Origin of the sequence: Stutzerimonas urumqiensis, assembly GCF_003640395.1 — a bacterium.
GTDB classification, from domain to species: Bacteria; Pseudomonadota; Gammaproteobacteria; order Pseudomonadales; family Pseudomonadaceae; genus Stutzerimonas; species Stutzerimonas urumqiensis.
In genome coordinates this window covers 1-23658 of the sequence record NZ_RBZQ01000011.1, presented here as the reverse complement: position 1 = coordinate 23658, position 23658 = coordinate 1, and the positions used below count along the sequence as shown (strand labels likewise).

22 protein-coding genes are annotated in these 23658 nt (G+C 67.0%); 15 read left to right on the top strand and 7 right to left on the bottom strand.

The window, feature by feature from the left end:
- Positions 1-104: 104 nt before the first annotated feature.
- Positions 105-1007 (bottom strand): AEC family transporter, encoded by a 903-nt coding sequence (locus D7325_RS18060; RefSeq protein WP_120997845.1) that lies wholly within the window; start codon positions 1005-1007, stop codon positions 105-107.
- A gap of 44 nt (positions 1008-1051) precedes the next feature.
- On the bottom strand, positions 1052-1456 hold the full coding sequence (locus D7325_RS18055) for an acyl-CoA thioesterase (protein ID WP_120997844.1): 405 nt from the start codon (positions 1454-1456) through the stop codon (positions 1052-1054).
- 217 nt (positions 1457-1673) lie between these two features.
- On the opposite strand from D7325_RS18055, the gene D7325_RS18050 reads away from it, so the two are divergent.
- From D7325_RS18050 to D7325_RS18020, 7 genes are all read left to right on the top strand, one after another.
- Entirely contained in the window at positions 1674-2645 is a 972-nt protein-coding gene (locus D7325_RS18050) for a PstS family phosphate ABC transporter substrate-binding protein (protein ID WP_120997843.1), read from the top strand.
- Between the two features lie 117 nt (positions 2646-2762).
- The gene (locus D7325_RS18045; protein WP_120997842.1) at positions 2763-5048 is read left to right on the top strand and encodes an ABC transporter permease subunit; all 2286 of its coding nucleotides are present in this window, start codon (positions 2763-2765) and stop codon (positions 5046-5048) included.
- A gap of 16 nt (positions 5049-5064) precedes the next feature.
- Positions 5065-6738 (top strand): phosphate ABC transporter permease PstA, encoded by a 1674-nt coding sequence (gene pstA / locus D7325_RS18040; RefSeq protein WP_120997841.1) that lies wholly within the window; start codon positions 5065-5067, stop codon positions 6736-6738.
- Positions 6739-6840: 102 nt separating this feature from the next.
- Positions 6841-7668: a phosphate ABC transporter ATP-binding protein PstB gene (pstB, locus tag D7325_RS18035; protein WP_120997840.1), complete on the top strand. Its 828-nt coding sequence runs from the start codon at positions 6841-6843 to the stop codon at positions 7666-7668.
- A 108-nt stretch (positions 7669-7776) separates the two neighbouring features.
- Positions 7777-8496, top strand: a complete 720-nt coding sequence (gene phoU / locus D7325_RS18030) for a phosphate signaling complex protein PhoU (RefSeq protein ID WP_120997839.1) — start codon at positions 7777-7779, stop codon at positions 8494-8496.
- Positions 8497-8642: 146 nt separating this feature from the next.
- Positions 8643-9530, top strand: a complete 888-nt coding sequence (locus tag D7325_RS18025; RefSeq protein ID WP_120997838.1) for a response regulator — start codon at positions 8643-8645, stop codon at positions 9528-9530.
- Positions 9531-9658: 128 nt separating this feature from the next.
- Entirely contained in the window at positions 9659-10555 is an 897-nt protein-coding gene (locus D7325_RS18020; protein ID WP_120997837.1) for a peptidoglycan DD-metalloendopeptidase family protein, read from the top strand.
- Between the two features lie 151 nt (positions 10556-10706).
- Here D7325_RS18020 and D7325_RS18015 read toward each other — a convergent pair whose 3' ends face one another.
- The 3 genes from D7325_RS18015 to phoB form a co-directional block, all read right to left on the bottom strand.
- Positions 10707-12035 carry a hemolysin family protein gene (locus D7325_RS18015; protein ID WP_120997836.1) on the bottom strand — a complete coding sequence of 443 codons (1329 nt, stop codon included), beginning with the start codon at positions 12033-12035 and terminating at the stop codon, positions 10707-10709.
- Positions 12036-12127: 92 nt separating this feature from the next.
- The gene (gene phoR, locus D7325_RS18010; protein WP_120997835.1) at positions 12128-13423 is read right to left on the bottom strand and encodes a phosphate regulon sensor histidine kinase PhoR; all 1296 of its coding nucleotides are present in this window, start codon (positions 13421-13423) and stop codon (positions 12128-12130) included.
- A gap of 36 nt (positions 13424-13459) precedes the next feature.
- Positions 13460-14149: a phosphate regulon transcriptional regulator PhoB gene (gene phoB / locus D7325_RS18005; RefSeq protein WP_120997905.1), complete on the bottom strand. Its 690-nt coding sequence runs from the start codon at positions 14147-14149 to the stop codon at positions 13460-13462.
- Positions 14150-14327: 178 nt separating this feature from the next.
- Between phoB and D7325_RS18000 the strand changes: the two genes are divergently transcribed.
- From D7325_RS18000 to D7325_RS17965, 8 genes are all read left to right on the top strand, one after another.
- A complete protein-coding gene (locus D7325_RS18000) occupies positions 14328-15116 on the top strand; it encodes an IclR family transcriptional regulator (RefSeq protein ID WP_120997834.1) in 789 nt (262 codons plus the stop codon).
- The gene (locus D7325_RS17995; RefSeq protein WP_120997833.1) at positions 15113-16054 is read left to right on the top strand and encodes a 2-dehydro-3-deoxygalactonokinase; all 942 of its coding nucleotides are present in this window, start codon (positions 15113-15115) and stop codon (positions 16052-16054) included. Before D7325_RS18000 ends, D7325_RS17995 begins: the two co-directional genes overlap by 4 nt.
- A complete protein-coding gene (locus tag D7325_RS17990) occupies positions 16047-16670 on the top strand; it encodes a 2-dehydro-3-deoxy-6-phosphogalactonate aldolase (protein WP_120997832.1) in 624 nt (207 codons plus the stop codon). The genes D7325_RS17995 and D7325_RS17990 overlap by 8 nt, the downstream gene beginning before the upstream one ends.
- A gap of 63 nt (positions 16671-16733) precedes the next feature.
- Positions 16734-17726 carry a Bug family tripartite tricarboxylate transporter substrate binding protein gene (locus D7325_RS17985; RefSeq protein ID WP_120997831.1) on the top strand — a complete coding sequence of 331 codons (993 nt, stop codon included), beginning with the start codon at positions 16734-16736 and terminating at the stop codon, positions 17724-17726.
- Positions 17727-17752: 26 nt separating this feature from the next.
- A complete protein-coding gene (locus D7325_RS17980) occupies positions 17753-18238 on the top strand; it encodes a tripartite tricarboxylate transporter TctB family protein (RefSeq protein ID WP_120997830.1) in 486 nt (161 codons plus the stop codon).
- 1 nt (position 18239) lies between these two features.
- The gene (locus D7325_RS17975; RefSeq protein WP_120997829.1) at positions 18240-19742 is read left to right on the top strand and encodes a tripartite tricarboxylate transporter permease; all 1503 of its coding nucleotides are present in this window, start codon (positions 18240-18242) and stop codon (positions 19740-19742) included.
- 9 nt (positions 19743-19751) lie between these two features.
- Positions 19752-20531 (top strand): SDR family NAD(P)-dependent oxidoreductase, encoded by a 780-nt coding sequence (locus D7325_RS17970; RefSeq protein WP_120997828.1) that lies wholly within the window; start codon positions 19752-19754, stop codon positions 20529-20531.
- Positions 20532-20541: 10 nt separating this feature from the next.
- A complete protein-coding gene (locus tag D7325_RS17965; protein WP_120997827.1) occupies positions 20542-20979 on the top strand; it encodes a GlcG/HbpS family heme-binding protein in 438 nt (145 codons plus the stop codon).
- A 50-nt stretch (positions 20980-21029) separates the two neighbouring features.
- Here D7325_RS17965 and ubiA read toward each other — a convergent pair whose 3' ends face one another.
- Together ubiA and D7325_RS17955 are read right to left on the bottom strand one after the other, a co-directional pair.
- A complete protein-coding gene (gene ubiA / locus D7325_RS17960) occupies positions 21030-21923 on the bottom strand; it encodes a 4-hydroxybenzoate octaprenyltransferase (protein ID WP_120997826.1) in 894 nt (297 codons plus the stop codon).
- Between the two features lie 92 nt (positions 21924-22015).
- On the bottom strand, positions 22016-22555 hold the full coding sequence (locus D7325_RS17955) for a chorismate lyase (protein WP_425452330.1): 540 nt from the start codon (positions 22553-22555) through the stop codon (positions 22016-22018).
- Positions 22556-23658: the final 1103 nt, after the last annotated feature.

Here is a 23658-nt window from a genome sequence, read left to right as displayed (position 1 = left end):
AAAACGCTGCGCGGTTTTCCACCCTACGCCGTCTCGGGCATCGGTAGGGTGGATGACGGCGAAGCCTCATCCACGCAGGCAGGGCACAGTCACGGGCTTGGCGCCTAGAGCGCCGTCATGATCAGCGGCAGGCTGGCGGCGGCCAGGAGGGTCTGCAGGGTGATGATCCCGGCCATCAGGTGGCCGTCGCCGCCTAGCTGGCGGGTCAGGACGTAGGCGGTCGGGGCGGTCGGCAGGGCGAAGAACAGGATCAGCAGCTGGCTCTCCTGCACGGGCAGATGCAGCGCCAACGCGACGGTCCAGGCCAGCAGCGGCATGGCCAACAGGCGCAGCCCGCTGTTCCAGGCCAGGGCCGGGACTTCGCCACCCAGCTCCTGCGGCTTGAGGGCGGCGCCGACGCACAGCAGGCCGAGCGGCAGGCTGGCGGCGGCGAGCAGGCCGAGCAGGCGGTCGCTGCCGCCCGGCAGTTCGAGGCCGGCGAGGTTGTAGAGCACGCCGGCGACGCAGGCGAGGATCAGCGGGTTCTTCACGATCGGCAGCAGCAGCCCGCGCAGGCTGACGCCGTGCTCGGCGGTCAGCGCCCAGACCGACATGACGTTCACCGTGGGCACCATCAGCGCCAGCATCAGCGCCGCCATCGCCAGCCCGTCGGGGCCCATCAGCGTGCCGACCGCGGCGAGGCCCAGGTAGGTGTTGAAGCGCAACAGGCCCTGGGTGATGGCGCCGAAGCGCGCCGCCGGCCAGCCGCGCAGGCGCTTGAACAGCAGCAGCCCGGCCCAGGCCAGACCCAGCGCGAGCAGCACGGCGACGGCCAGGCGTGGCAGCGCCGGATTATCCAGCGGCGCGGTCGCGAGGCTGTTGAACAGCAGCGCCGGGAACAGCAGGAAATAGTTGATGCGTTCGGCGCCCGGCCAGAACTCGGCGCTCGGGAAGTCGCGGCGTCGCAGCAGGTAGCCGCCGATGATGAGCGCGAACAGCGGCCATAGGGCCTGGAGCAGCGTGGACAAGGGTCAGGTCCGTCCGGCGGTCGTGGATCGGAAGGTGGGCGCGGTCAGCCGCGCCGCGGCGTCACCGGCCGGGTGCGGCCATAACCGTCGATCGCGACGAAGACGAACACCGCCTCGGTGACCTTGCGCCATTCGCTGGACACCGGATCGTCGCTCCACACCTCGACCAGCATGCGGATCGAGCTGCGGCCGACCTCCAGCGTCTGGGTATAGAAGGAGAGCTGCGCGCCGACCGCCACCGGCACCATGAACGCCATGCGATCGATCGACACCGTGGCCACGCGGCCGGCGGCGACCCGGCTCGCCATCGCGGTGCCGGCCAGGTCCATCTGCGAGACCAGCCAGCCGCCGTAGATGTCGCCAAAACCGTTGGTTTCGCGCGGCAGCGCCGTGATCTGCAGGGCGAGGTCACCCTGGGGAATGGGGTCTTCCTGTTCGTAATCGTTCATCGTCGACTCGCGGCGCTGTTGTTATGGCGCGAAGCACGTATTCGCGGGCCGGCCGAGTATACCGGCAGGCCCGCGAGCCAGCGAACGGCTGCTGCGTGAATTGTTGGCGACGCCCGGGCGGTCATCCAACTGTCACATTGCGTTCATAGAGTGGTCACGCGGCCTTCCGATACTGGCCACCGTTCCAACATCACTGACACATCTGCTAGGAGCAAGTATGAAACTCAAGCGTTTGATGGCAGCCATGACCGTCGTGGCCGCAGGCGTGGGCGCTTCCAGTGCGATCGCTGCGGTCGACCCGGCGCTGCCGACCTACGAAAAGACCACCGGCGTCTCCGGCAATCTGTCCAGTGTCGGTTCGGACACCCTGGCCAACCTCATGACCCTGTGGGCCGAGGACTTCAAGCGCCACTACCCGAACGTCAACATCCAGATCCAGGCAGCCGGTTCGTCCACCGCGCCGCCGGCGCTGACCGAAGGCACTTCCAGCCTCGGCCCGATGAGCCGTCAGATGAAGGACCAGGAAATCCAGGCCTTCGAAGAGAAGTACGGCTACAAGCCGACCGAAGTACCGGTCGCCATCGACGCCCTGGCCGTCTACGTCCACAAGGACAACCCCATCGAGTCGCTGACCATGGAACAGGTCGACGCCATTTTCTCCAGCACCCGCCTGTGCGGTGGCGACAAGGACATCAAGACCTGGGGTGACCTGGGCCTGACCGGTGACTGGGCCAACCGCCCGATCCAGCTGTTCGGCCGTAACTCGGTATCCGGCACCTACGGCTACTTCAAGGAAGAAGCGCTCTGCAAGGGTGACTTCAAGGCCAACGTGAACGAGCAGCCGGGCTCCGCTTCGGTGGTGCAGTCGGTTTCCAGCTCGCTGAACGGCATCGGTTACTCGGGCATCGGCTACAAGACCTCCAGCGTCAAGGCCGTGCCGCTGTCCAAGGGCAATGGTGAGGCATTCGAAGCGAACGAAGAGAACGCCGTCGCCGGCAAGTTCCCGCTGGCTCGCTTCCTCTATGTCTACGCCAACAAGGCGCCGAACAAGCCGCTGAACCCGCTGGAAGCCGAGTTCCTGAAGATGGTCCTGTCGCAGGAAGGCCAGCAGGTCGTGGTCAAGGATGGCTACATCCCGCTGCCGGCTCGCGTCGCCGAGAAGGCGAGGGCTGAGCTGGGCGTCAAGTAAAACGGGCGGGGTCCGCCCCGGCTGTTTCGAATCCCGCTTGTGCTGCTGGCGCGAGCGGGATTTCTTCGTTACCACGATGTAACGCAACTGTCACATAGCCCCGCTAGGGTGTCGCGCATGAATAACCTGGCCCACACTTCCATGACTTCAGAAGGCACGCAGCGGATCGATTTCAACACCGATGCCCTCAGGCGCAAGCGGCGCATGAGAGCGTTGAAGGATCGCCTGACCGGTTGGTATGTCTCGATCGGCGGCCTTGGCGTCCTGGTCGCGATCACCCTGATCTTTTTCTACCTGTTTTATGAAGTGGCGCCCCTGTTCCAGGGCGCCACCATCGAAGAGCGCGAGCCGCTCCAGGCGCCCTGGCTGCAGGAAGAGGGCGAGCGTCCGCTGATGCTCTCGCTGGAAGAGCAGAACATGGTCGGCATGCGCCTGGACAGCGCGGGCGAGGTGGTGTTCTTCGACACCAAGGATGCGCGCGTCATCAGCGAGTTCCGTCTGCCGATACCGCAAGGCGTACAGATCGTCTCCCACGGGCAGGACGTTCCCGGTAGCCAGCGTACGGTCGTCGGTTTGAGCAACGGCCAGGCGCTGGTGTTCGAGCACAGCTACAAGGTGAGCTTCCCGAACAACGTCAAGACGCTCACGCCGGTGCTTGAGTACCCCTTCGGCGAGACGCCGCTGACGCTCGACCCGCAGGGCCGCCCGCTGGATCACGTCGGCGCGGCCGTCAATGACGAGACGCTGATCCTGGCCGGCTCGACCGGCACCGAGCTGCACGTGCTGCGCCTGGCCAGCGAAGAAAACATGATGACCGGCGAGGTCACGCTCGAAGAGGAGCGGATCCGCCTGCCAGTGGTGTCCGATCCGGTGCAGGCGATCTTCGTCGATCCGCGCCAGCAATGGCTCTACGTCCTCAATGGCCGTGCCGCGGCGAACGTCTTCGACCTGCGCGAGCAGGTGCTCAACGGGCGCTACAAGCTGCTCGACCAGGCCGACAACCGCGTGACCGCCAGCTCCATGCTGCTTGGCGGCGTCTCGCTGCTGATCGGCGACGCCAAGGGCGGTGTCGGCCAGTGGTTCATGGTCAGTGATCCGGACGGGGATGAGCGGCTGCATCAGGTACGTTCGTTCGAACTGGGGCAGGCTCCGATCGTCGAGATCGTGCCGGAAGAGCGGCGCAAGGGATTCCTGGCCCTGGACGAGACCGGCCTGCTCGGCGTCTTCTACACCACCTCGCACCGCCATCTGCTGTCGGTCGACATCGCCGAGAGCCCTGAAGCGCTCGCCATCTCGCCGCGTGCCAATCGCGTGATGGTCGAGGACGGCGCGACCCTGCGCAGCTACGACCTGGACAATCCGCATCCAGAGGTGTCCTGGGACGCGCTGTGGGGCAAGGTCTGGTACGAGAACTACGACGAGCCCAGCTACATCTGGCAGTCGACCTCCGCCAGCGGTGACTTCGAGCCCAAGCTGAGCCTCTCGCCGCTCGCCTTCGGCACGCTCAAGGCGGCGTTTTACGCGATGATTCTCGCCGCGCCGCTGGCGGTCGCCGCGGCACTCTACACAGCCTACTTCATGGCCCCGGCCATGCGCCGCAAGGTCAAGCCGGTGATCGAGCTGATGGAGGCCCTGCCGACCGTCATCCTCGGGTTCTTCGCCGGGCTGTTCCTCGCGCCCTTCCTCGAATTGCACCTGCCCGGCATCTTCACGTTGCTGATCCTGATGCCGCTGGCGATCGTCGGCACCGGCTTCGGCTGGAGCCGGTTGCCCGAATCGATCCGGCTGCGCGTCCCGCCGGGCTGGGAAAGCGCCATCCTGATTCCGGTGGTGGTCTTCGTCGGCTGGTTCTCCTTCGCCATCAGCGGGCACATCGAGGCCTGGCTGTTCGGCGGCAACATGCCGCTGTGGCTGAGTCACGAGATGGGGGTGACCTTCGATCAGCGCAACGCGTTGGTGGTGGGTATCGCGATGGGCTTCGCGGTAATTCCGAACATCTACTCGATCGCCGAAGACGCCGTGTTCAGCGTGCCCAAGAGTCTGACGTTCGGCTCGCTGGCGCTCGGCGCCACGCCGTGGCAGACGCTCACCCGCGTGGTCATCCTGACCGCCAGCCCGGGCATCTTCTCGGCGCTGATGATCGGCATGGGCCGCGCGGTCGGCGAGACCATGATCGTGCTGATGGCCACCGGCAACACGCCGATCATGGAAGCCAACATCTTCGAAGGCATGCGCACCCTGGCCGCCAACGTCGCGGTCGAGATGCCGGAGTCCGAGGTCGGTGGCACGCACTTCCGCGTGTTGTTCCTCGCCGCGCTGGTGCTGCTGATGTTCACCTTCGTCATGAACACCCTGGCCGAGGTGATTCGGCAGCGGCTGCGTACGAAGTACTCGTCGCTCTGAGCCTGAGGATTACGCAATGACTGACAAGCGCAAAACCCGGCAGGGCTGGTTCCAGAGCGGCTCGCCGTGGATATGGATGAATGGCGGGGCCGTTTCGATCGCCGTCGTGATGACCCTCGGCCTGCTGGCGGTGATCGCCGTGCGCGGCCTGGCCCACTTCTGGGCGTCCGACCTGATCGAAGCCCGCTACGTCATCCCCGGCGAGCAGCCGCGGCCGCTGATCGGCGAGGTGGTCGAGAGCGAGGAAGTACCACGGGAACGCCTGGCGGGCGCCGGCCTGCCGGTCGAGAACGAAGGCTCCGAATTCATGGTTCGCAAGCTGATCAAGGTCGGCAACCGCGAGCTGGGTGCGGATTTCGTCTGGGTCGTCGACAACTGGCTCGAGGATGTGAGCAAGCCGAAGGACCTGGTGGCGATCGAGCGGCGCGAGTGGGGCAACTTCTACGGGCGCCTGCTGGCGGTCAAGGAGCAGGGGCAGGTGGTCGCCGAGGGCGGCGCGGCCTGGCCGGCGCTGCAGGAGCGGCTCGAGCGCGCCAAGGACCTTCATGATCAGCTCAACCGCGTCGAGCGGGTCGATATCGGCGCCATCAACTACGGCATGGAGCGGCTGCGTCTGAAGGCGCGCGAGCTCGAGCTGGAAGGCGCGCTGAATGCCGAGGCCCAGGCCGAGCTGGATCGCCAGCGCAGTGAGTTCCAGGAACAGTACCGGGCGCTGGAAGACCAGCTCGCCAAGCTCAACCAGGCCCTGGCGCGCGACAGCATCGTGGTGCAGCCCAGCACCGGTCAGGAGATCGAGCTGAACCTGGCCAAGGTGGTGGACATCCACCGGCCCAACGCGATGTCGACCGGCGAGAAGCTGAGCTTCTACGCGGCGAAGGTCTGGGAGTTCGTCAGCGATGAGCCGCGCGAGGCCAACACCGAGGGCGGCGTGTTCCCGGCCATCTTCGGTACCGTGCTGATGGTCATGATCATGGCGGTGATCGTCACCCCGTTCGGCGTGATCGCCGCGGTGTACCTGCGCGAATACGCCAAGCAGGGTCCGCTGACGCGGCTGATCCGCATCGCGGTGAACAACCTCGCGGGCGTTCCGTCGATCGTCTACGGCGTGTTCGGTCTGGGCTTCTTCGTCTACGTGCTGGGCGGCTCGATCGACGATCTGTTCTACCGCGAGGCCGCCCCGACGCCGGTGTTCGGCACGCCGGGCCTGATGTGGGCGTCGCTGACGCTGGCGATCCTGACGCTGCCGGTGGTGATCGTCTCGACCGAAGAGGGCCTGGCGCGCATCCCGCGGATGATCCGCGAGGGCTCGCTGGCGCTCGGTGCGACCAAGTCCGAAACGCTCTGGCGCGTCGTGATCCCGATGGCCAGCCCGGCGATGATGACCGGCCTGATCCTCGCGGTGGCGCGCGCCGCCGGCGAAGTGGCCCCGCTGATGCTGGTGGGCGTGGTCAAGCTGGCGCCGACCCTGCCGCTCAACGGCAACTACCCCTATCTGCACCTGGACCAGAAGATCATGCACCTGGGCTTCCACATTTACGACGTGGGCTTCCAGAGCCCGAACGTCGAGGCGGCGCGCCCGCTGGTCTACGCGACGGCCTTCCTTCTGGTGCTGGTCATCGCGGTGCTGAACTTCGCGGCGGTGTACATCCGCAACCACCTACGCGAGAAGTACAAGGCGCTTGATCATTAACAGCAGCCGCAAGCCTCGAGCCGCGCGCTTCATGCCGAAGCAACGCTGCCTGACTTGACGCTTTACAGCTTGCAGCGTGCAGCTGCGAACGGAGTGAACCTCATGCAAACCCCCACCCACGGCATCGACATTTCCGCGCTCGGGCGCGACAAGCGCAGCCTTCGGCTGGCGGACGAGACCGTCGCCATCGAGGTTCCGCAACTGAGCCTGTTCTACGGACAGAAGCAGGCGCTGTTCGACATCAGCCTGAACATCCCGAAGCAGCGCGTGACCGCCTTCATCGGCCCGTCCGGTTGCGGCAAGTCGACCTTGCTGCGCTGCTTCAACCGCATGAACGACCTGGTCGACGGCTGCCGCATCGAAGGCGTCATCAACCTCGACGGCACCAACATCTACCGCAAGGGCGAAGATGTCGCCGACCTGCGCCGCCGCGTCGGCATGGTGTTCCAGAAGCCCAACCCGTTCCCCAAGAGCATCTACGAGAACGTCGTCTACGGCCTGCGCATCCAGGGCATCAAGCAGAAGCGCGTGCTCGACGAGACCGTCGAATGGGCGCTCAAGGGCGCGGCGCTGTGGGAAGAAGTGAAGGACCGCCTGCACGAATCCGCGCTGGGCCTTTCCGGCGGCCAGCAGCAGCGCCTGGTGATCGCCCGCACCATCGCCGTGCAGCCCGAAGTGCTGCTGCTCGACGAACCAAGCTCGGCGCTCGACCCGATCTCGTCGCTGAAGGTCGAAGAGCTGATCTACGAACTCAAGGCCAAGTACACCATCGTCATCGTCACCCACAACATGCAGCAGGCCGCGCGCGTTTCGGACTACACGGCGTTCATGTACATGGGCAAGCTGATCGAGTACGGCGATACCGACACGCTCTTCACCAATCCGGCGAAAAAGCAGACCGAGGATTACATCACCGGACGCTATGGTTAAGCGCACGGGGCGCGCCAGCTCGAAGTCAGGACTTAAAGCTGGCGGCAAGGGCAGACATTCGGGCTTCAAGCTTTCGGCTTCAAGCTTCCAGCTTTCGCGGAGCGAACCATGATCAGCAAAGACAGCCATACCCAACACATTTCCCAGCAGTTCAACGCCGAGCTTGAAGAGGTACGCAGCCACCTGCTGGCGATGGGCGGCCTGGTGGAAAAGCAGGTCAACGACGCGGTGATCGCGCTGATCGAGGCCGATTCCGGGCTCGCCGAGCAGGTCCGCGAGGTCGACGACCAGATCAACATGATGGAGCGCAACATCGATGAGGAGTGCGTGCGCATCCTCGCCCGACGTCAGCCGGCGGCCTCCGATCTGCGGCTGATCATCAGCATCTCCAAGTCGGTCATCGACCTGGAGCGCATCGGTGACGAGACCACCAAGATCGCCCGTCGCGCCATCGAGCTGTGCGAGTCCGGCGAATCGCCGCGCGGCTACGTCGAGGTGCGCCACATTGGCGACCAGGTGCGCAAGATGGTGCAGGAAGCGCTGGACGCCTTTGCCCGCTTCGATGCCGATCTGGCCCTCTCGGTGGTGCAATACGACAAGACCGTCGACCGCGAGTACAAGACGGCGCTGCGCGAACTGGTGACCTTCATGATGGAAGATCCCCGTTCGATCTCGCGTGTGCTGAGCGTCATCTGGGTGCTCCGTTCGCTCGAACGCATCGGCGACCACGCGCGCAACATCGCCGCCCTGGTGATTTACCTGGTACGCGGCACCGATGTGCGGCACATGGGCCTGGCGCGCATGCAGGCCGAAGTCAGGGGCGAGTGATCGCATCGCGACGGACGAAGGTACGTCCGTCGGATGGAGGCGAGCGCGACGGCGACTGGCGCTCGCTTGCCATTTAAAAAACTTGACTCACCTCGCTTGCTCCGCACACTGACGGCCTTGCAGCCGGTCGGAGTCTGGAGCCTCGGATGAGCAAAATCAGTGTGCTGGTGGTCGATGACGCGCCCTTCATCCGGGATCTGATGAAGAAGGCGTTGCGAACACTGTTTCCGGGTATCCGGGTCGAAGAGGCGGTCAACGGGCGCAAGGCCCAGCAACTGCTCGGCCGAGATGCCTTCGACCTGATCCTCTGCGATTGGGAAATGCCGGAAATGTCGGGCCTCGAACTCCTGACCTGGTGCCGCGCGGAGGCAGCGACCAAGACCACGCCGTTCATCATGGTCACCAGCCGCGGCGACAAGGAAAACGTCATCCAGGCGATCCAGGCCGGCGTTTCGGACTACATCGGCAAGCCGTTTTCGAACGAGCAGCTGGCGGCGAAGGTGCGCAAGGCCCTGGCCCGCGCCGGCAAGCTCGACGCCCTGCAGGCGGCCGACTCGCGGCCCGCCATGACCGGCATGACCAACGACTCGCTCAACGCGCTGACCGGCGGCAAGGCCGAGGTGGTCCGCCGTGCGCCGGCTGCGCCAGCGCCAGCGGCAGCGGCTTCCGCTGCGCCCGCCACCAAGGCCGCCGCACCCGCCGGCCGTGGCCAGGGCCAGTTGCGGCTGGCCTCCGGCACGCTCGAGTGCGTGATCAAGGCGATCAGCCTCAAGGAGGCGTTGCTGATCATCAAGCGCACCGACACCCTGCCGCAGGTGCTGGAAGCTGCCGTGCTGGACCTCGAACAGGGCGAGGCCGACATCGCTCGGCTCAACGGCTACCTGCACGCCATCGCCGCGCTCGAGCCCAAGCCGGACAGCGAATGGTTGCAGGTGACCTTCCGCTTCGTCGACCGCGACCCGCAGAAGCTCGACTACCTCTCGCGGCTCATCGCCCGAGGCACCGGCCAGCGACACTATGTACCGGGGGCCTGAGGCCGCCGGTCGGTCACGCGAACGAACCAAGCGGACGGCATCACACAACCGCCGGGCGGCGGCTGCGCAGCGGGCCAGGGGCCTGCTATCGTCGGCCTCCTTCTTCACCTGACCAGACGCTTGCCGACATGCTAGGCCGACTTCTGCTGCTCTCGCTCCTCGTAGGCCTGGCCGCGCCCGCCAGCGCCCTGACCATCTACAAGTACACCGATGCCAACGGCGTGGTGACCTACAGCGACCAGGCGGCGCCCGGTGCCCAGGTGTTCCGCTTCCGTGATCGCATGGTCGAGCGGACCGACGCCCAGGTGAAGCTCGAGACGCGCAAGCATGCCGGCGGTGAAACGCTGGTGCTGCGCAACGACCTCTACGCGCCGGTGGACGTCGAACTGGCGCTGGAGAACGTGCAGAACGCCGTGGGCGCGCCGGCCAAGCCGATCCGCTGGGTGCTGCCGCCGCGCAGCCAGATCCGCCTGGCCACCCTCGCGCCGCGCGACGCGACGCAGCCGATCCGCTACAAACCGCGCCTGCGCTATGCGCTGGGCGATCCCCGCTTGCAGCCTTCGCTGTACCGCTACCCGCTGCCGTGGCGCGGCGGCCCGTTCCGCCTGACCCAGGGCGCCAACGGCAAGTACAGCCATTTCACGCCGAAGGGACGCTACGCCCTCGACATCGCCATGCCGGAGGGCACGCCGATCGTCGCGGCCCGTGGCGGTGTGGTGGTGAAGATCGAGAACGACCAGACCGGGCGCGGCGACAACCCGTCCGGCAACTTCGTACGCGTCCTGCACGACGACGGAACGATGGGGGTCTATCTGCACCTGATGCGCGGCTCGGTCGGCGTGCGCGAGGGCCAGCGGGTCGAGACCGGCAGCCTCCTCGCCCGCTCGGGCAACACCGGCAACAGCACCGGCCCGCACCTGCACTTCGTGGTCCAGCGCAACGTCGGCCTGGCGGTGGAGTCGATCCCCTTCGAATTCGCCCAACCGGTCAACAGCCTGCCGAACTTCGCCGTCGGCGGGGATTGAAGCGGGCACGGCCTGTAAGGGTCACCGGTTGGCAGGCAACAGTGGATCGAATGGTTGCCCAACGGTGGATAAGCCTGCGGCGTTATCCACCCTACGAAGCCGAAGCCATCCGACGCGCTGCCCACCATACGGCGGCAGCTTCAGCCGGCGATCAGTGGGTCTTCAACACCTTCGCGAGGACGATCTTCGGCCCTCGCATCTTCTTGACGATGATGCGCAGCCCGTCGGTGAGCAGCACGTCGTCTTCCTCGGGTACGCGCTTGAGGGTTTCGTAGACCAGGCCGGCCAGGGTGTCCGCCTCGATGTGATCGAGGTCGACGTCGAGCAACCGCGCGACCTTGAACAGCGGGGTATCGCCGCGCACCAGCAGCTTGCCCGGCTGGTAGGCCAGGATGCCGCGCTCGGCCTTGCGGTGTTCGTCCTGGATGTCGCCGACCAGCACTTCCAGCACGTCTTCCATCGTCAGGTAGCCGATGACCTTGTGATCGCCTTCCTCGACGAGCACGAAGTGCGAGCCGCCCCGGCGGAACTGTTCCAGCAGCGAGGTCAGCGCCAGGTGCTTGGACACGCGATCCAGCGGGCGCAGCAGCTCGTCGAGGTCGAACGGCTCGTCAGCCGCCAGCGACAGCAGCAAGTCCTTGATATGCAGCAGGCCGGTGTACTCGCCCTTGACCGCGTCATAGACGGGGTAACGGCTGTACTTGTGGCGACGGATCACCTCGAGCACTTCGCTGAGTGGCATGGACTGCTCGAGCTGGACCAGGTCTTCGCGCGAGTTGGCCCAGTCGACGACTTCCAGCTCGCCCATTTCGACGGCCGAAGCCAGCACCCGCATGTCCTGGTCGGACGGGTCCTGGGCGCGGCTGGAATGCAGGATCAGCTTGAGCTCGTCGAGACTGTAGTGGTGCTCGTGGTGCGGCCCCGGCTCGCCCTGGCCGGCGAAGCGCAGGATGGCATTGGCGCTGGCGTTGAGCAGGTAGATCGCCGGGTACATGAGCCAGTAGAACAGGTACAGCGGCGCGGCCGTCCACAGCGACAGCAGTTCCGGCTTGCGGATGGCCCAGGACTTGGGCGCCAGCTCGCCCACCACGATGTGCAGGTAGGAAATGATGAAGAACGCGGTGAAGAAGGCGATCCCGTGGATCACCGCTTCGTTGTCGATGCCGATGAGGGCCAGCAGCGGTTCGAGCAGGTGCGCGAACGCGGGCTCGCCGACCCAGCCCAGCCCCAGCGAGGCGAGGGTGATGCCCAGCTGGCAGGCCGAGAGGTAGGCATCGAGCTGGTTGTGCACGGTTCGCAGGATGTGCCCGCGCCAGCCGTGCTCGGCGGCGATGGCTTCGACCTTGGTCGCGCGCAGCTTGACCATGGCGAATTCGGCGGCGACGAAGAAACCGTTGAGCAGGACGAGGAAGAGGGCAAACAGGATCAGGCCGAGATCGGCGAAGTAACTGGGGGCGACGTAACTAGGGGAGGGGTCCATGGGGGTTCGTAGTGATTTTGGGAAGACCGAGGATGGGGGGCAGGGCAGGCAATTTCAAGTCGCCGACAGCCGCCGCCCGTCGATGGCGGCGCTCAGGGCGCCAGTTGGCTCGATTGGAAATGGCAGATGAAGACGCTGCCCTGGCCGGGTGTGCTGGTGATGTCGAGCCGTCCGCGATGGCGCAGCAGCACATGCTTGACGATGGCCAGCCCCAGCCCGGTGCCGCCGGTGCTGCTGGCGCGGCTGGAGTCGACCCGGTAGAAGCGCTCGGTCAGGCGGGGCAGGTGCTTGCTTTCGATGCCGATGCCGGTGTCCTGCACGCTCAGGTGGCCGCCCTGGTCGTCGGCCCACCAGCGGATGCGGACTTCCCCTCCCGCCGGTGTGTACTTGATCGCGTTGAACACCAGGTTGGAGAAGGCGCTGCGCAGCTCGCTCTCGCTGCCCTTGAGCGGCACGGGCTCGGCGTCGAGGGTGATGCGGTGACCTTGCTCGCCCGATAGCGCCACGGCGTCGGCCCGGATCGCGGCGAGCAGCTGGTCGATGGCGACCGGCTGGTTGTGCGCGGGGTAGCTGGTGGCTTCGAGTTTCGCGAGCAGCAGCAGGTCGCTGAGCAGGTGCTGCATGCGACCGGCCTGCTGGTCCATCTGCTGCAAGGCGCGGCCCCAGCGGGGGCTGAACTGGTCCTGGTTTTCCAGCAGCGTCTCCAGGTAGCCGGCGATCACCGTCAGCGGCGTGCGCAATTCATGCGACACGTTGGCGACGAAGTCCTTGCGCAGTTGCTCGAGCTGGTGAAGGCGGGTGACGTCGCGCACCAGCACCAGGTGCTCGCTGTTGCCGAAGCGGGTGAAGTGGTACTGCAGCTGCAACTGCTGGGTGACCGGCGATGGCAGTTCGAGCGGTTCCTGGTAGCGGCCCGCCTCGAAGTAGTCCTTGAACGCCGGATGGCGCACCACGTTGGAGACCGGGTGGCCGGTGTCGTGCGGGTCCTTCAGGCCGAGCAGCCGCTCGGCGGCCGGGTTCCACCACTCCAGGTTGCCATCGCTGTCGAGCAGCAGGATGGCGTCGCGCAGGGCGGCGGTCGATTCCTGGGCGCGATCGATGATGCCCTGCAAGCGGGTACGGGCGCGCTGCTCCTGGCGCTGCATCTGGTACACGCCGTCGAACACCTCGCCCCACAGGCCGTGGGCATCCGGCGGCGGCTCTTCCGGCCCGCGCTCGCGCAGCCAGCGCTGCAGCTTGGACAGCTGCACGAGCGTCCAGCCGAGGTAGCAGGCCAGGCCCAGCACCAGCGCCCAGGCGTATTCGCCGGTCAAAAGGCCGAGCAGCAGGCAGGCGGCGATCACCATCAGCAGGCCCCGCACGATGGAGCCGCGCCAGTCTTGATTCAATCGAAGCGCTCCCGCGCAGCAGGTGAGGGCCGGTGTTCAGCCCTTGGTGGAAAACCGATAGCCCGTGCCGCGCACGGTCTGGACCAGATTCTCGTAGACATCGCCCAGCGCCTTGCGCAGGCGGCGGATGTGGACGTCGACGGTACGTTCCTCGACATAGACATTGCCGCCCCAGACCTGATCGAGCAACTGGCTGCGCGTGTAGGCGCGCTCCTGATGGGTCATGAAGAACTGCAACAGACGGTATTCGGTGGGGCCCATTTCGGCCGGCTTGCCGTCGATGGTCACGCGATGGCTGATCGGGTCGAGCAGCAGGCCGCCAACCTCGATCGGCACCTCGCTGTCGGCCGGCGCGGCACGGCGCAGCACGGCCTTGAGACGGGCGACCAGCTCGCGCGGCGAGAACGGCTTGGTGATGTAGTCGTCTGCGCCGACTTCGAGGCCCTGGATCTTGTTGTCCTCCTCGCCCTTGGCGGTGAGCATCACGATCGGGGTGTCGGCGGTGAGGGTGTCGCGCTTGAGCCGGCGAGCCAGCTCGATGCCCGAGGTGCCGGGCAGCATCCAGTCCAGCAGGATCAGGTCCGGCTGGCGATCGACGATCAGGGCGTGCGCCTGCTGGGCGTTTTCGGCCTCCAGGCATTCATAGCCGGCCATCTCGAGCGCCACGGCGATCATTTCGCGAATGGCCGCTTCGTCGTCAACGATCAGGATGTTCTTGCCATTCATGGTCAAGCCTCGGGTCGTCTTTTTGTCGTCGGGCATTAGATAACGGAATTGTTGCATCGGTGTGACAACTCCGCCGCAGGCGTTTCGCTTGCCGTGCCTGAATCCCAAAATATGGGAGTGTAACTCGCATATTGAGATAAACGGATCGCCGCACTAAGGTGTGCCGCAGGAGATACCCATGACCCAAGAAAACAACAAAGACGCTCCCCTCGGTGCCCAGGCGCTGTTTCGCGGCCTGGCCGTGATCGATGCCGTGGCCCACGGCGCCGACAGCCTCGCGGCGATCGGCGCCGCCATCGGCTGCACGCGCAGCACCACCCACCGGCTGGTGGCCGCGCTGGCGCAGGCCGACTACCTGCGTCAGGAGCCGTCGGGCTATCGGCTCGGCCCGCGGTTGATCGAACTCGGCTACCTCGCCCGTGCGCAGATGCCGCTGATCAAGCTGGCCCGCCCGCACCTGCAACAGCTCGCCGATGCCACGCAGGACACCGTCCACCTCGGCGTACGCGAAGCCGGCGACGTGCTTTACATCGACAAGCTGCCCAGTAGCCGGGGCCTGGAGATGCGCTCGCGGATCGGCCTGCGCATGCCACTCGCCCTGACCGGCATCGGCAAGGCGCTGATGCTCGACCTGCCGGCCGCCGAATGGCGCGAGCTCTACGACGAGGGTCTGCAGCGTCGCGCCGGCCAGAGCGGGCTGCGCGAGGCGTTCACCCCGTGGGACGAGTACCACGCGCAGATGGCCGAGTACGCCGCCGGCGGCTTCAGCTTCGATCTCGAGGAGAACGAGCTGGGCGTGCGGTGCGTGGCGGCGCCGATTCGCGATGCGGCCGGCGAGATCGTCGCCGCGCTCAGCGTCGCCAGCGCCATCCCCTACATGCCGGAGAGCCGGCTACATGAACTTCGGCCGAGCGTGTTGCGTTGCGCGGCGGCCGTTTCCACGGAACTCGGCTGGAGACCCCGATGAGCCCACCGCGTCTGATCGCCCTCGACTGGGGCACCTCGTCCCTGCGCGCCTACCTGCTCGGCGCCGGCGCCCAGGTGCTGGACTCCCGGACGCGAAACTGGGGCATCCAGCACACCCCGGACCGCGACTTCGCCCGGGCCTACCAGCTGCTGATCGGCGACTGGCTGGAGCGCTGGCCCGAGCTGCCGGCACTGGCGGCGGGCATGATCGGCAGCCGCCAGGGCTGGCTCGAGGTGCCCTATGTGCCCTGTCCGGCGGACGAGCGCAGCCTGGCCGAGGGCCTGCGGGTGATCGACACCGGCCGCGGAGCCCTGCACCTGGTGCCCGGCGTGATGCAGGGCGGCGCGCGGCCCAACGTGCTGCGCGGCGAGGAGACCCAGGTGGTCGGCGCGCTGGCGCTGGACCCGGCGCTGCGGGACGACGCCCTGCTGGTGCTGCCCGGCACCCACAGCAAGTGGGCGTCGATCCGCGAGGGCCGGCTGGTCGGCTTCGACACCTACCTCACCGGCGAGCTGTTCGCCTTGCTGCGCGACCATTCGATCCTCGGGCGACCGGCACTCGAAAGCGGCGCCGAAGCCTCGCCAGCGGCGTTCGCCTGGGGCTTGCGCATGGCCCGCGACGCCGAGCACGGGATCGCCGACCAGTTGTTCAGCGTGCGCAGCCTGGTGCTGTGCGGCCAACTGGCGCCGGCCCATAGCCTCGATTACCTGTCGGGCCTGTTGATCGGCGAGGAGCTGCGCGGCGCGCTGGCCGGATCGGCCGGGTCGCGCGCGCTGGTGCTGCTCGGCGATCCGGCGCTCTGCCAGCGTTACCGCGATGCCCTGGGCCAGTTCGGCCATGCCGGCGTGCGGATTCTCGACAACGCCGGCGTGGCCGGCCTGTGGCGCGTCGCCGAGGCGGCGGGCCTGCTGACCGACGAGGCGCTTCGCCGTGCTTGAGACCTACCTGCGTGACCTGCCGCTGATCGCGATCCTGCGAGGACTCACTCCCGCCGAAGCGGTGCCGATCGGACGTGCCCTGTACGACGCCGGCCTGCGGATGATCGAAGTGCCGCTCAACTCGCCCGAGCCGCTCGACAGCATCCGTCGGCTGGTCGATGCGCTGGGCGAGGGCTGCCTGATCGGCGCCGGCACGGTGCTGAGCGAGGCCCAGGTCGAGGCGGTCGCCGAAGCCGGTGGCCGCCTGATCGTCTCGCCGAACATGAACCCGGCGGTGATCCGCGCCAGCCGTGCCGCCGGGCTGGTCAGCGCGCCCGGGGTGGCGACGCCGAGCGAAGCCTTCGCCGCGCTCGAGGCCGGCGCCGACGTACTCAAGCTGTTCCCCGCCGAGCAGCTCGGGCCGGCCGTGCTCAAGGCCTGGCGCGCCGTGCTGCCGGCAGGCTGTCCGCTCGTGCCCGTCGGCGGCATCACGCCCGAGGGCATGGCCGCCTACCGGCAGGCCGGCGCCAGCGGCTTCGGGCTGGGCTCGGCGCTGTATCGGCCCGGCCAATCCGCCGAGGCGGTCGGCCGCAACGCAAGGGATTTCGCCAACGCCTGGCACGCGCTGGCCCGCTAGTTCCAGCCGGCGCACACCGCGTCCGGCCGGAAGCAGTACCACAACAATAAAAGGAGAACTGTTATGCCCAAGACTCTGAAGAACCGCCTGTCCCGTGGCCTGCGCGCGGGCGTCCGGGCCGCCGCGGTCGTGCTGTCGCTGGCGGCCCTGCCGGCCTTCGCCGCCGAATGGCCGACCCGTCCGGTCACCATCGTCGTCCCGGCCGGTGCCGGCGGCGGCTCCGACGGCACCGCGCGGATCCTGTCGAAATACCTGAAGGAAGAATTCGGCCAGCAGTTCAACGTGCTCAACCTCGGCCAGGGCGGCGGCGTGGTCGGCATCAACCGTATCGTCAATGCCGAGCCCGACGGCTACACCCTCGGCGTGCTCTTCAACTTCGCGCACTACAAGGAGATGGGCCAGGCCGATTTCACGCTCGATGACTTCACTCCCATCGCCCAGTACAACTTCGATCCCGCGGGCTTCCAGGTGCGCGACGACTCGCCGTTCAAGACCGTCAATCAGGCGCTCGATGCGATCAAGGCCGATCCGGCGAAGTACACCATCGCCTGCGCCGGCGGGTGCGGCGGTTCCTGGCCGGTGGCCGTGGCGACCTTGCTCGACCGCTGGGGCGTGGACCTGGCCAAGGTGCGGATGATCCCGGGGCAGGGCGCCGCGGCCGCCATGCAGGACCTGGCCGCCGGTGGCGTCGACTTCGTGCCCAGCTCGCTGCCCGAGGCCGACGCCATGCTCAGGACCGGCACCGTGCGCAGCCTGGCGGTCTTCGGCCCCGAGCGGCAGGAGAACTTCCCGGACGTCCCCTCGCTGAAGGAAGCGACCGGGCTGGAACTCGAACTCGGCTCCTTCCGCGGCCTGGTCGCGCCGGCCGGCCTGCCGGACGACATCCGCGCCAAGCTCGAGGCGGCCATGAAGGCGATTTATGCCAACCCCGAGTGGCAGGCCGACATGAAGGCCCGCGGCTTCAACCCGCAGTGGCGTGACTCCGAGGCGTTCGCCGACTACCTCAAGCAGCACACCGCCGACGTCCAGGCGCTGTTCGCCAAGATGGACCTGTAACCGCCCGCCAGCACGGAGTCGCCGCCATGAAACTGTCCGACCTGACCTGGGGAATCCTCTGCCTGGCGCTCGGCCTCGGCGTGTTCATGATCGCCAATGGCATGGAGAAATCGCCGTACTTCCAGTACGGGGCCGGTTTTTACCCCTCGATCATCGGCACGATGCTGATGCTCGTGGGCCTGGTGCTCGCCAGCAAGGGCATCGCGGCGGCCCGTGCCGGCCGCGACTCGCTGTGGTTCAGCCTGTGCGACTGGTGCCGGTCGCCGGGCCACTGGCTGAACCTGGGCCTGGTGATCGGCGGCCTGCTGGCATTCCTGGCGCTCGTCGAGCCGCTCGGTTTCCTGCCCACCGGCTGGCTGTTGCTCGCCGGGCTCGGTGCGCGCTTCACCGGGCGACCGTTGCTGGCGATGGCCAGCGCCGTGGGCGTGATCGGCTTTCTCTATCTGTTCTTCCAGCAGGTGATGGGCGTGCCGTTGCCGCAGGGCCTGCTGGCCAACCTCGGAGGGCTGTGAGATGGACGTCATCCTCGACGCGCTCAGCCAGGTCTTCACGCTCAAGGTGCTGGGCATCATGGCGGCGAGCGCCCTCTACGGCCTGATGGTGGGCGCCATTCCAGGCCTCACCGCTACCCTGGCCGTGGCGCTGATGGTGCCGATCACTTTCTTCATGGACCCGGTCCCGGCGATCGCCGCGATCGTGACCATGGCGGCCATGGCGATCTTCGCCGGCGACCTGCCCGCGGTCTTGCTGCGCATGCCCGGCACGCCGGCCTCGGCGGCCTACACCGACCAGGCCTACCGCTTCACCCAGGCCGGGCGAGGCGAGTACATCCTCGGCATCAGCGCCTGTACCTCGGCCATCGGCGGCAGCATCGGCGTGCTGGCGCTGATGTTCGGCGCGCCGCTGCTGGCGCGCTTCGCGCTCAACTTCAGCTCGTTCGAATACTTTTGGCTGGCCACGCTCGGGCTCACCGCCGCGATCATGGTCGGCGGCACGCAGGTGAGCCGCAGCGCGGTGTCCCTGCTGCTCGGCCTGCTGGTGGCGAGCGTCGGCATCGACCCGGTGTCGGGCGAGACCCGCTTCACCTTCGGCAGCGACGCGCTGCTCGGCGGCTTCGGCTTCATCCCGGTGATCATCGGCCTGTTCGCGGTGGCTGAAATCCTGCGCTACTGCACCCGCAGCGTCAGTGAACGCGAGCTGCCGCAGGTTCCGCAGCAGCCGCTGTACTGGCGCGCCCTGTGCGATGCGCTGCGGCACAAGCTCGGCATTCTGCGCGGCTCGGTCACCGGCACGCTGATCGGTGCGCTACCGGGCGCCGGCGCCGATATCGCCGCCTACATCGCCTACGCCATGGGGCGCCGTCATCGCGGCGCCACCGCCACCGACGAGGGCGCGGTGGCGCAGATCGCCCCGGCCACCGCGGCGAACAACGCGGCGGTCGGCGGCAGCTTCATTCCGGCCACGGTGTTCGGCATTCCGGGCGATTCGCTGACCGCCATCGTCATCGGCGTGCTGCTGATGAAGGGGCTCAATCCCGGGCCGACGATCTTCACCGACAACGCCAGCATGATCAACGCGGTGTTCCTCGCCTTCCTGCTGGCCAACCTGATGCTGATTCCGTTCGGCTTTCTCTCGGTGCGCCTGTTCAAGCAGGTGCTGCGCATCCCGCAGGGCCTCCTGATGCCGTCGATCCTGCTGTTCGCGATGGTCGGCGCCTACGCCGTGGAGAACAGCCTGTTCGCGGTCGTGACCATCCTGGTCTTCGGCGTGCTCGGCTTCCTGCTCGAGGAGAACGACTTCCCGCTGGCGCCGATGATCCTCGGCATCGTCCTCGGGCCGCTGCTGGAGGAAACCTTCGTCACCTCGATGATGCGTTCGAACGGCAGCTTCCTCGCCTTCTTCGAACGCCCCGTGTCCCTGACGCTGGCGCTGATCACCGCGGCCGTCTGGCTGGCGCCGCCGCTGCTGCGGTTGTGGCGCGAACACCGCACACCCCGTCCCGCCCTCACCGACTAAGGAGCATCCATGTATTTCGACGACCTCAAGGGCAAGCGTGTCCTCATCACCGGCGCCACGCTCGGCATCGGTCTGGCCACGGCCAAGGCGTTCGCCGCGCTCGGCGCGCATGTCGGCATCACCGCGCGCAATCGCCCGGCCAACCTCGATGCGCTGCTGACCGAACTGTCCGCGCACGGCGCCGAAGCGGCGTTCTTCGCCGGTGACCTGAGCCGCAGCCAGGACTGCATCGACACCGTCGCGGCATTCGTCGGGCGCTTCGGCGGCCTCGACGTGCTGGTCAACAACGCCGGCGCGCTGCTCGAGCGGCGCGGTCTCGAGAAGATCGACGACGCCTTCTTCGATGCCATGGTCGACGTGAACATGCGGTCGGCGTTGCTGGTCACCCGCGAGGCGATCCCGCACCTGCGCGCCTCGGCCAAGGCCAGCGGGCAGAGCGCCTCGGTGATCACCACCGGCTCGATCGCCGCCTACAACGGCGGCGGCCCGGGCGCGAGCCTTTACGCCGCCGCCAAGGCCTGGCTGCACAACGTGCAGCGCAACTGGGTGCGCGAGTTCGCCGGCGACAACATCCGCTTCAACGTGGTCGCGCCGGGTACGGTGGATACCGCCTTCCACGCCGACAAGGACGAGGCCGCGCGTGCGCAGGTCAATGCCACCATCCCGCTCGGCCGCTTCGGCACCTCGCAAGAGATGGCACCGGCCTACCTGTTCCTCGCCTCGCACGCCTGCAGCGGCTACATCACCGGCCAGACGTTGGACGTCAACGGCGGCCAGGCGATGCCATGAGGAGCGCGCGATGAACACTCCGGTTGCCGCACCCCCGCTGGCCTACGGGCCGCCGATCGATTTGGAGACCGCAAGCCGCGTCGCCGACGCCGCCCGCGCGCATGCGCAGGCCAACGGCTGGGCGATGGTGATTGCCGTGACCGACGCCGGCGGCCATCTGGTGCTGCTCCAGCGCATGGATCACGCCGCGCATGGCAGCGTCGAGGTGGCTCAGCGCAAGGCCGCCACCGCGGCGGCGTTCAAGCGCACCACCAAGGGGTTCGAGGAAACCCTGGCCAGCGGCGGCGCGACCTTGCGGCTGTTGTCGATGCACAACGCCATCCTCATGGACGGCGGCATCCCGCTGATCGAGAACGGCAGGCTGGTGGGCGCGATCGGCGTCTCCGGCATGCACCCGAGCCAGGATGGCGAGGTCGCCGACGCGGGCGCGCGCATCCTGAACGGCTGAGAGTGCTGCGAGGTGAAAAGTCCGTCCCGGCAGTGCCGCGACGGGCTTTCTTATGCGCGCGTTGCGTAGTCCAGCATGATGCCGAAGAGGATCGCCAACCCAGCCCAATGGTTATGCAGGAACGCTTTGAAGCAGGCCTGCGGCTTGCGCGAGCGGGTGCTCCAGAACTCCCACGCAAAACAGCCGGCGGCGACGACCAGCCCCAGGTGGAACCACTGGCCCAGCTCGAAGCGCACGCCGGCGAGGATCAGGCAGAACAGCGCCAGGCCCTGGAGGGTGGCGATGATGACGCGATCGGCCTCGCCGAACAGGATCGCGGTCGAGCGAATGCCGATCTTCAGATCGTCCTCGCGGTCGGCCATGGCGTAGTAGGTGTCGTAGCCCACGGTCCAGATCAGGTTGGCGATGAACAGCAGCCACGCCTCGGCCGGCAACTGGCCGGTCTCGGCGGTGAAGGCCATCGGCATGCCCCAGGAGAAGGCCGCGCCGAGCACCACCTGCGGGTAGAAGGTGTAGCGCTTCATGAAGGGGTAGAGCGCCGCCACGCCCAGCGCGCCGAACGACAGCCAGACGGTGGCGGCGTTGGTCAGCAGCACCAGCCCGAAGCTCAGCGCGACCAGCACCGCGAAGAGAATCCAGGCCTCCTTCGGCGTGACCCGCCCGGTGGCCAGCGGACGTTCCTTCGTACGCGCGACGTGCCCGTCGAAGTTGCGGTCGGCGAAGTCGTTGATCACGCAGCCGGCCGCGCGCATCAGCACCACGCCGAGGACGAAGATGACCACGTTCTTCACACTCGGCGAGCCCTCGCCGGCGATCCACAACGCCCAGAGCGTGGGCCACAGCAGCAGGTAGGTGCCGATCGGCCGGTCCAGCCGCATCAGCTGGATGAAATCCCAGGCGCGCGGATGCAGGCGGTTGGACGATTGCAGGAGCTTGAGGAACATGGCGGCTCTCCGTTCGCGGCCGGACGTCGACGGCAGGCGTGGGCGATGGCGGGATTATACGGAGCCGCGCCGGCCCGGACAGGGAGCGGTCGTCAGGCCTGACGGCGAACCCGCGCCCAGAAGGGCGGAAGGAACACCTCGGCGACCAGCACCGCCAGCGCACCCTGGCTGAAGCGCGACCGGCGCGCCCACAGGCCGTCTTCGTGTACCGGCTCGGGCAGCCAGGCGGCCGGATACTGGCAGGCTTCGAGCGGACCACGCGCAAAGGCACGGTCACTGAACAGCAACTCGCCGAGCGAGCGGCTGCCCAGGTGCTGAAGATCGAAGCCCGAGGCGATCAGGGCCTCGCGCCCGGCCACGCTGCGGGCGTAGACCCAGGGGCGGTCGTGACCGAGCAGAAAGACTTCGCGGACCCAACCCCGGCTACCAGGTGGCAGCCAGAGCGCTTCGCACTCGTCGCCACGCAACGGCTGCCATCCCTCGGCCAGCGGCTGAACGCTGAAGGCACCCTCGGCGAGATCGGTGAGGCGACGGGTGAGCGAGCCGCGGTCTTCGTACAGCCAGGTGTGCAGCACGGGATCGAGCGGGAGCGGGCGACGGTCGGCGCTGAGCCAGGCGGGAGTTTCGGGCACGGGAGCGGGCATGGTTGGGAAAGGGCGGGAGTCTAGCATAGGGTGTACACGGGTATTTTTGACCCGCACTTTCCGCGTTTCGGACTACAGATTGCCCCTGCACGGCGTGAAAGCTTGAAAGACTGTAGGAGCCCGCTTGCGGGCGATGCTTTTGTATTTTGGCTTCACGATCGGGAGTTTTGGACGCCGCGCTTTCGTCGGCCCGACCTACAGATTGCGCCTTGCACGGCGCCTCACTTTTTTCAGTCGCGAAAAAAGTAAGCAAAAACGCTTGCCCCTGCATCCGGCCCCGGCTTTGCCGGGGTTCCCTCGCTCCGGTGCCGTTCCAGGGGCACGCCACGAAGGGCCATCCATGGCCCTCGCGGCTCTCGCGGCATCCCTGCCGCTCGACCCCTTCCACGGCACCTGCGCTCGGCCTGCTGACGGGGCGAATTTGTGTGGCTTGATGGTTTGGGTGGGAAAAGCCAGAAAGCGAAGCAGAAAAGCAGAAGCCGAGCTGTTGTGGTCTCGAACGCGAGACAACCGTAGGGTGCATTCGCGAAGCAATGCACCGGTCTCGCATCGGCGGCGTTCTGTTGTGCCTTGCACGGCGCGAAATGTTTTTGTAGGAGCCTGGGGGACGCCTAGTCCTTGCGGGCGATGCTCTTGTCTTTTGGCTTTACGATCTGGCGTTTTGGGCGTCGCGCTTTCCTCGGCCCGAACGACAGATTGCGCCCTGCACGGCGCGTCACTTTCTCTTGTCTCGCCAAGAGAAAGTAACCAAAGAGAAGGCGACCCCTGCATCCGGCCCCGGCTTTGCCGGGGTTCCCTCGCTCCGGTGCCGTTCCAAGGGCACGCCACGAAGGGCCATCCATGGCCCTCGCGGCTCTCGCGGCATCCCTGCCGCTCAACCCCTTCCACGACACCTGCGCTCGGCCTGCTGAAGGGGCGAGTGGTGTGGGCTGATGGTTTGGGTGTGGCAAAGCCAGAAAGCGAGGCAGAAAAGCAGAAGCCGAGCTGTTGTGGTCTCGAACGCGAGACAACCGTAGGGTGCATTCGCGAAGCAATGCACCGGTCTCGCATCGGCGGCGTTCTGTTGTGCCTTGCACGGCGCGAAATGTTTT

Coding starts and splice junctions, on each gene's coding strand:
- D7325_RS18055 (WP_120997844.1), bottom strand. CDS start 1,456: ATGAACGATTACGAACAGGAAGACCCCATTCCCCAGGGTGACCTCGCC.
- D7325_RS18050 (WP_120997843.1), top strand. CDS start 1,674: ATGAAACTCAAGCGTTTGATGGCAGCCATGACCGTCGTGGCCGCAGGC.
- D7325_RS18045 (WP_120997842.1), top strand. CDS start 2,763: ATGAATAACCTGGCCCACACTTCCATGACTTCAGAAGGCACGCAGCGG.
- pstA (WP_120997841.1), top strand. CDS start 5,065: ATGACTGACAAGCGCAAAACCCGGCAGGGCTGGTTCCAGAGCGGCTCG.
- pstB (WP_120997840.1), top strand. CDS start 6,841: ATGCAAACCCCCACCCACGGCATCGACATTTCCGCGCTCGGGCGCGAC.
- phoU (WP_120997839.1), top strand. CDS start 7,777: ATGATCAGCAAAGACAGCCATACCCAACACATTTCCCAGCAGTTCAAC.
- D7325_RS18025 (WP_120997838.1), top strand. CDS start 8,643: ATGAGCAAAATCAGTGTGCTGGTGGTCGATGACGCGCCCTTCATCCGG.
- D7325_RS18020 (WP_120997837.1), top strand. CDS start 9,659: ATGCTAGGCCGACTTCTGCTGCTCTCGCTCCTCGTAGGCCTGGCCGCG.
- D7325_RS18015 (WP_120997836.1), bottom strand. CDS start 12,035: ATGGACCCCTCCCCTAGTTACGTCGCCCCCAGTTACTTCGCCGATCTC.
- phoB (WP_120997905.1), bottom strand. CDS start 14,149: ATGAATGGCAAGAACATCCTGATCGTTGACGACGAAGCGGCCATTCGC.
- D7325_RS18000 (WP_120997834.1), top strand. CDS start 14,328: ATGACCCAAGAAAACAACAAAGACGCTCCCCTCGGTGCCCAGGCGCTG.
- D7325_RS17995 (WP_120997833.1), top strand. CDS start 15,113: ATGAGCCCACCGCGTCTGATCGCCCTCGACTGGGGCACCTCGTCCCTG.
- D7325_RS17985 (WP_120997831.1), top strand. CDS start 16,734: ATGCCCAAGACTCTGAAGAACCGCCTGTCCCGTGGCCTGCGCGCGGGC.
- D7325_RS17980 (WP_120997830.1), top strand. CDS start 17,753: ATGAAACTGTCCGACCTGACCTGGGGAATCCTCTGCCTGGCGCTCGGC.
- D7325_RS17975 (WP_120997829.1), top strand. CDS start 18,240: ATGGACGTCATCCTCGACGCGCTCAGCCAGGTCTTCACGCTCAAGGTG.
- D7325_RS17970 (WP_120997828.1), top strand. CDS start 19,752: ATGTATTTCGACGACCTCAAGGGCAAGCGTGTCCTCATCACCGGCGCC.
- D7325_RS17965 (WP_120997827.1), top strand. CDS start 20,542: ATGAACACTCCGGTTGCCGCACCCCCGCTGGCCTACGGGCCGCCGATC.
- ubiA (WP_120997826.1), bottom strand. CDS start 21,923: ATGTTCCTCAAGCTCCTGCAATCGTCCAACCGCCTGCATCCGCGCGCC.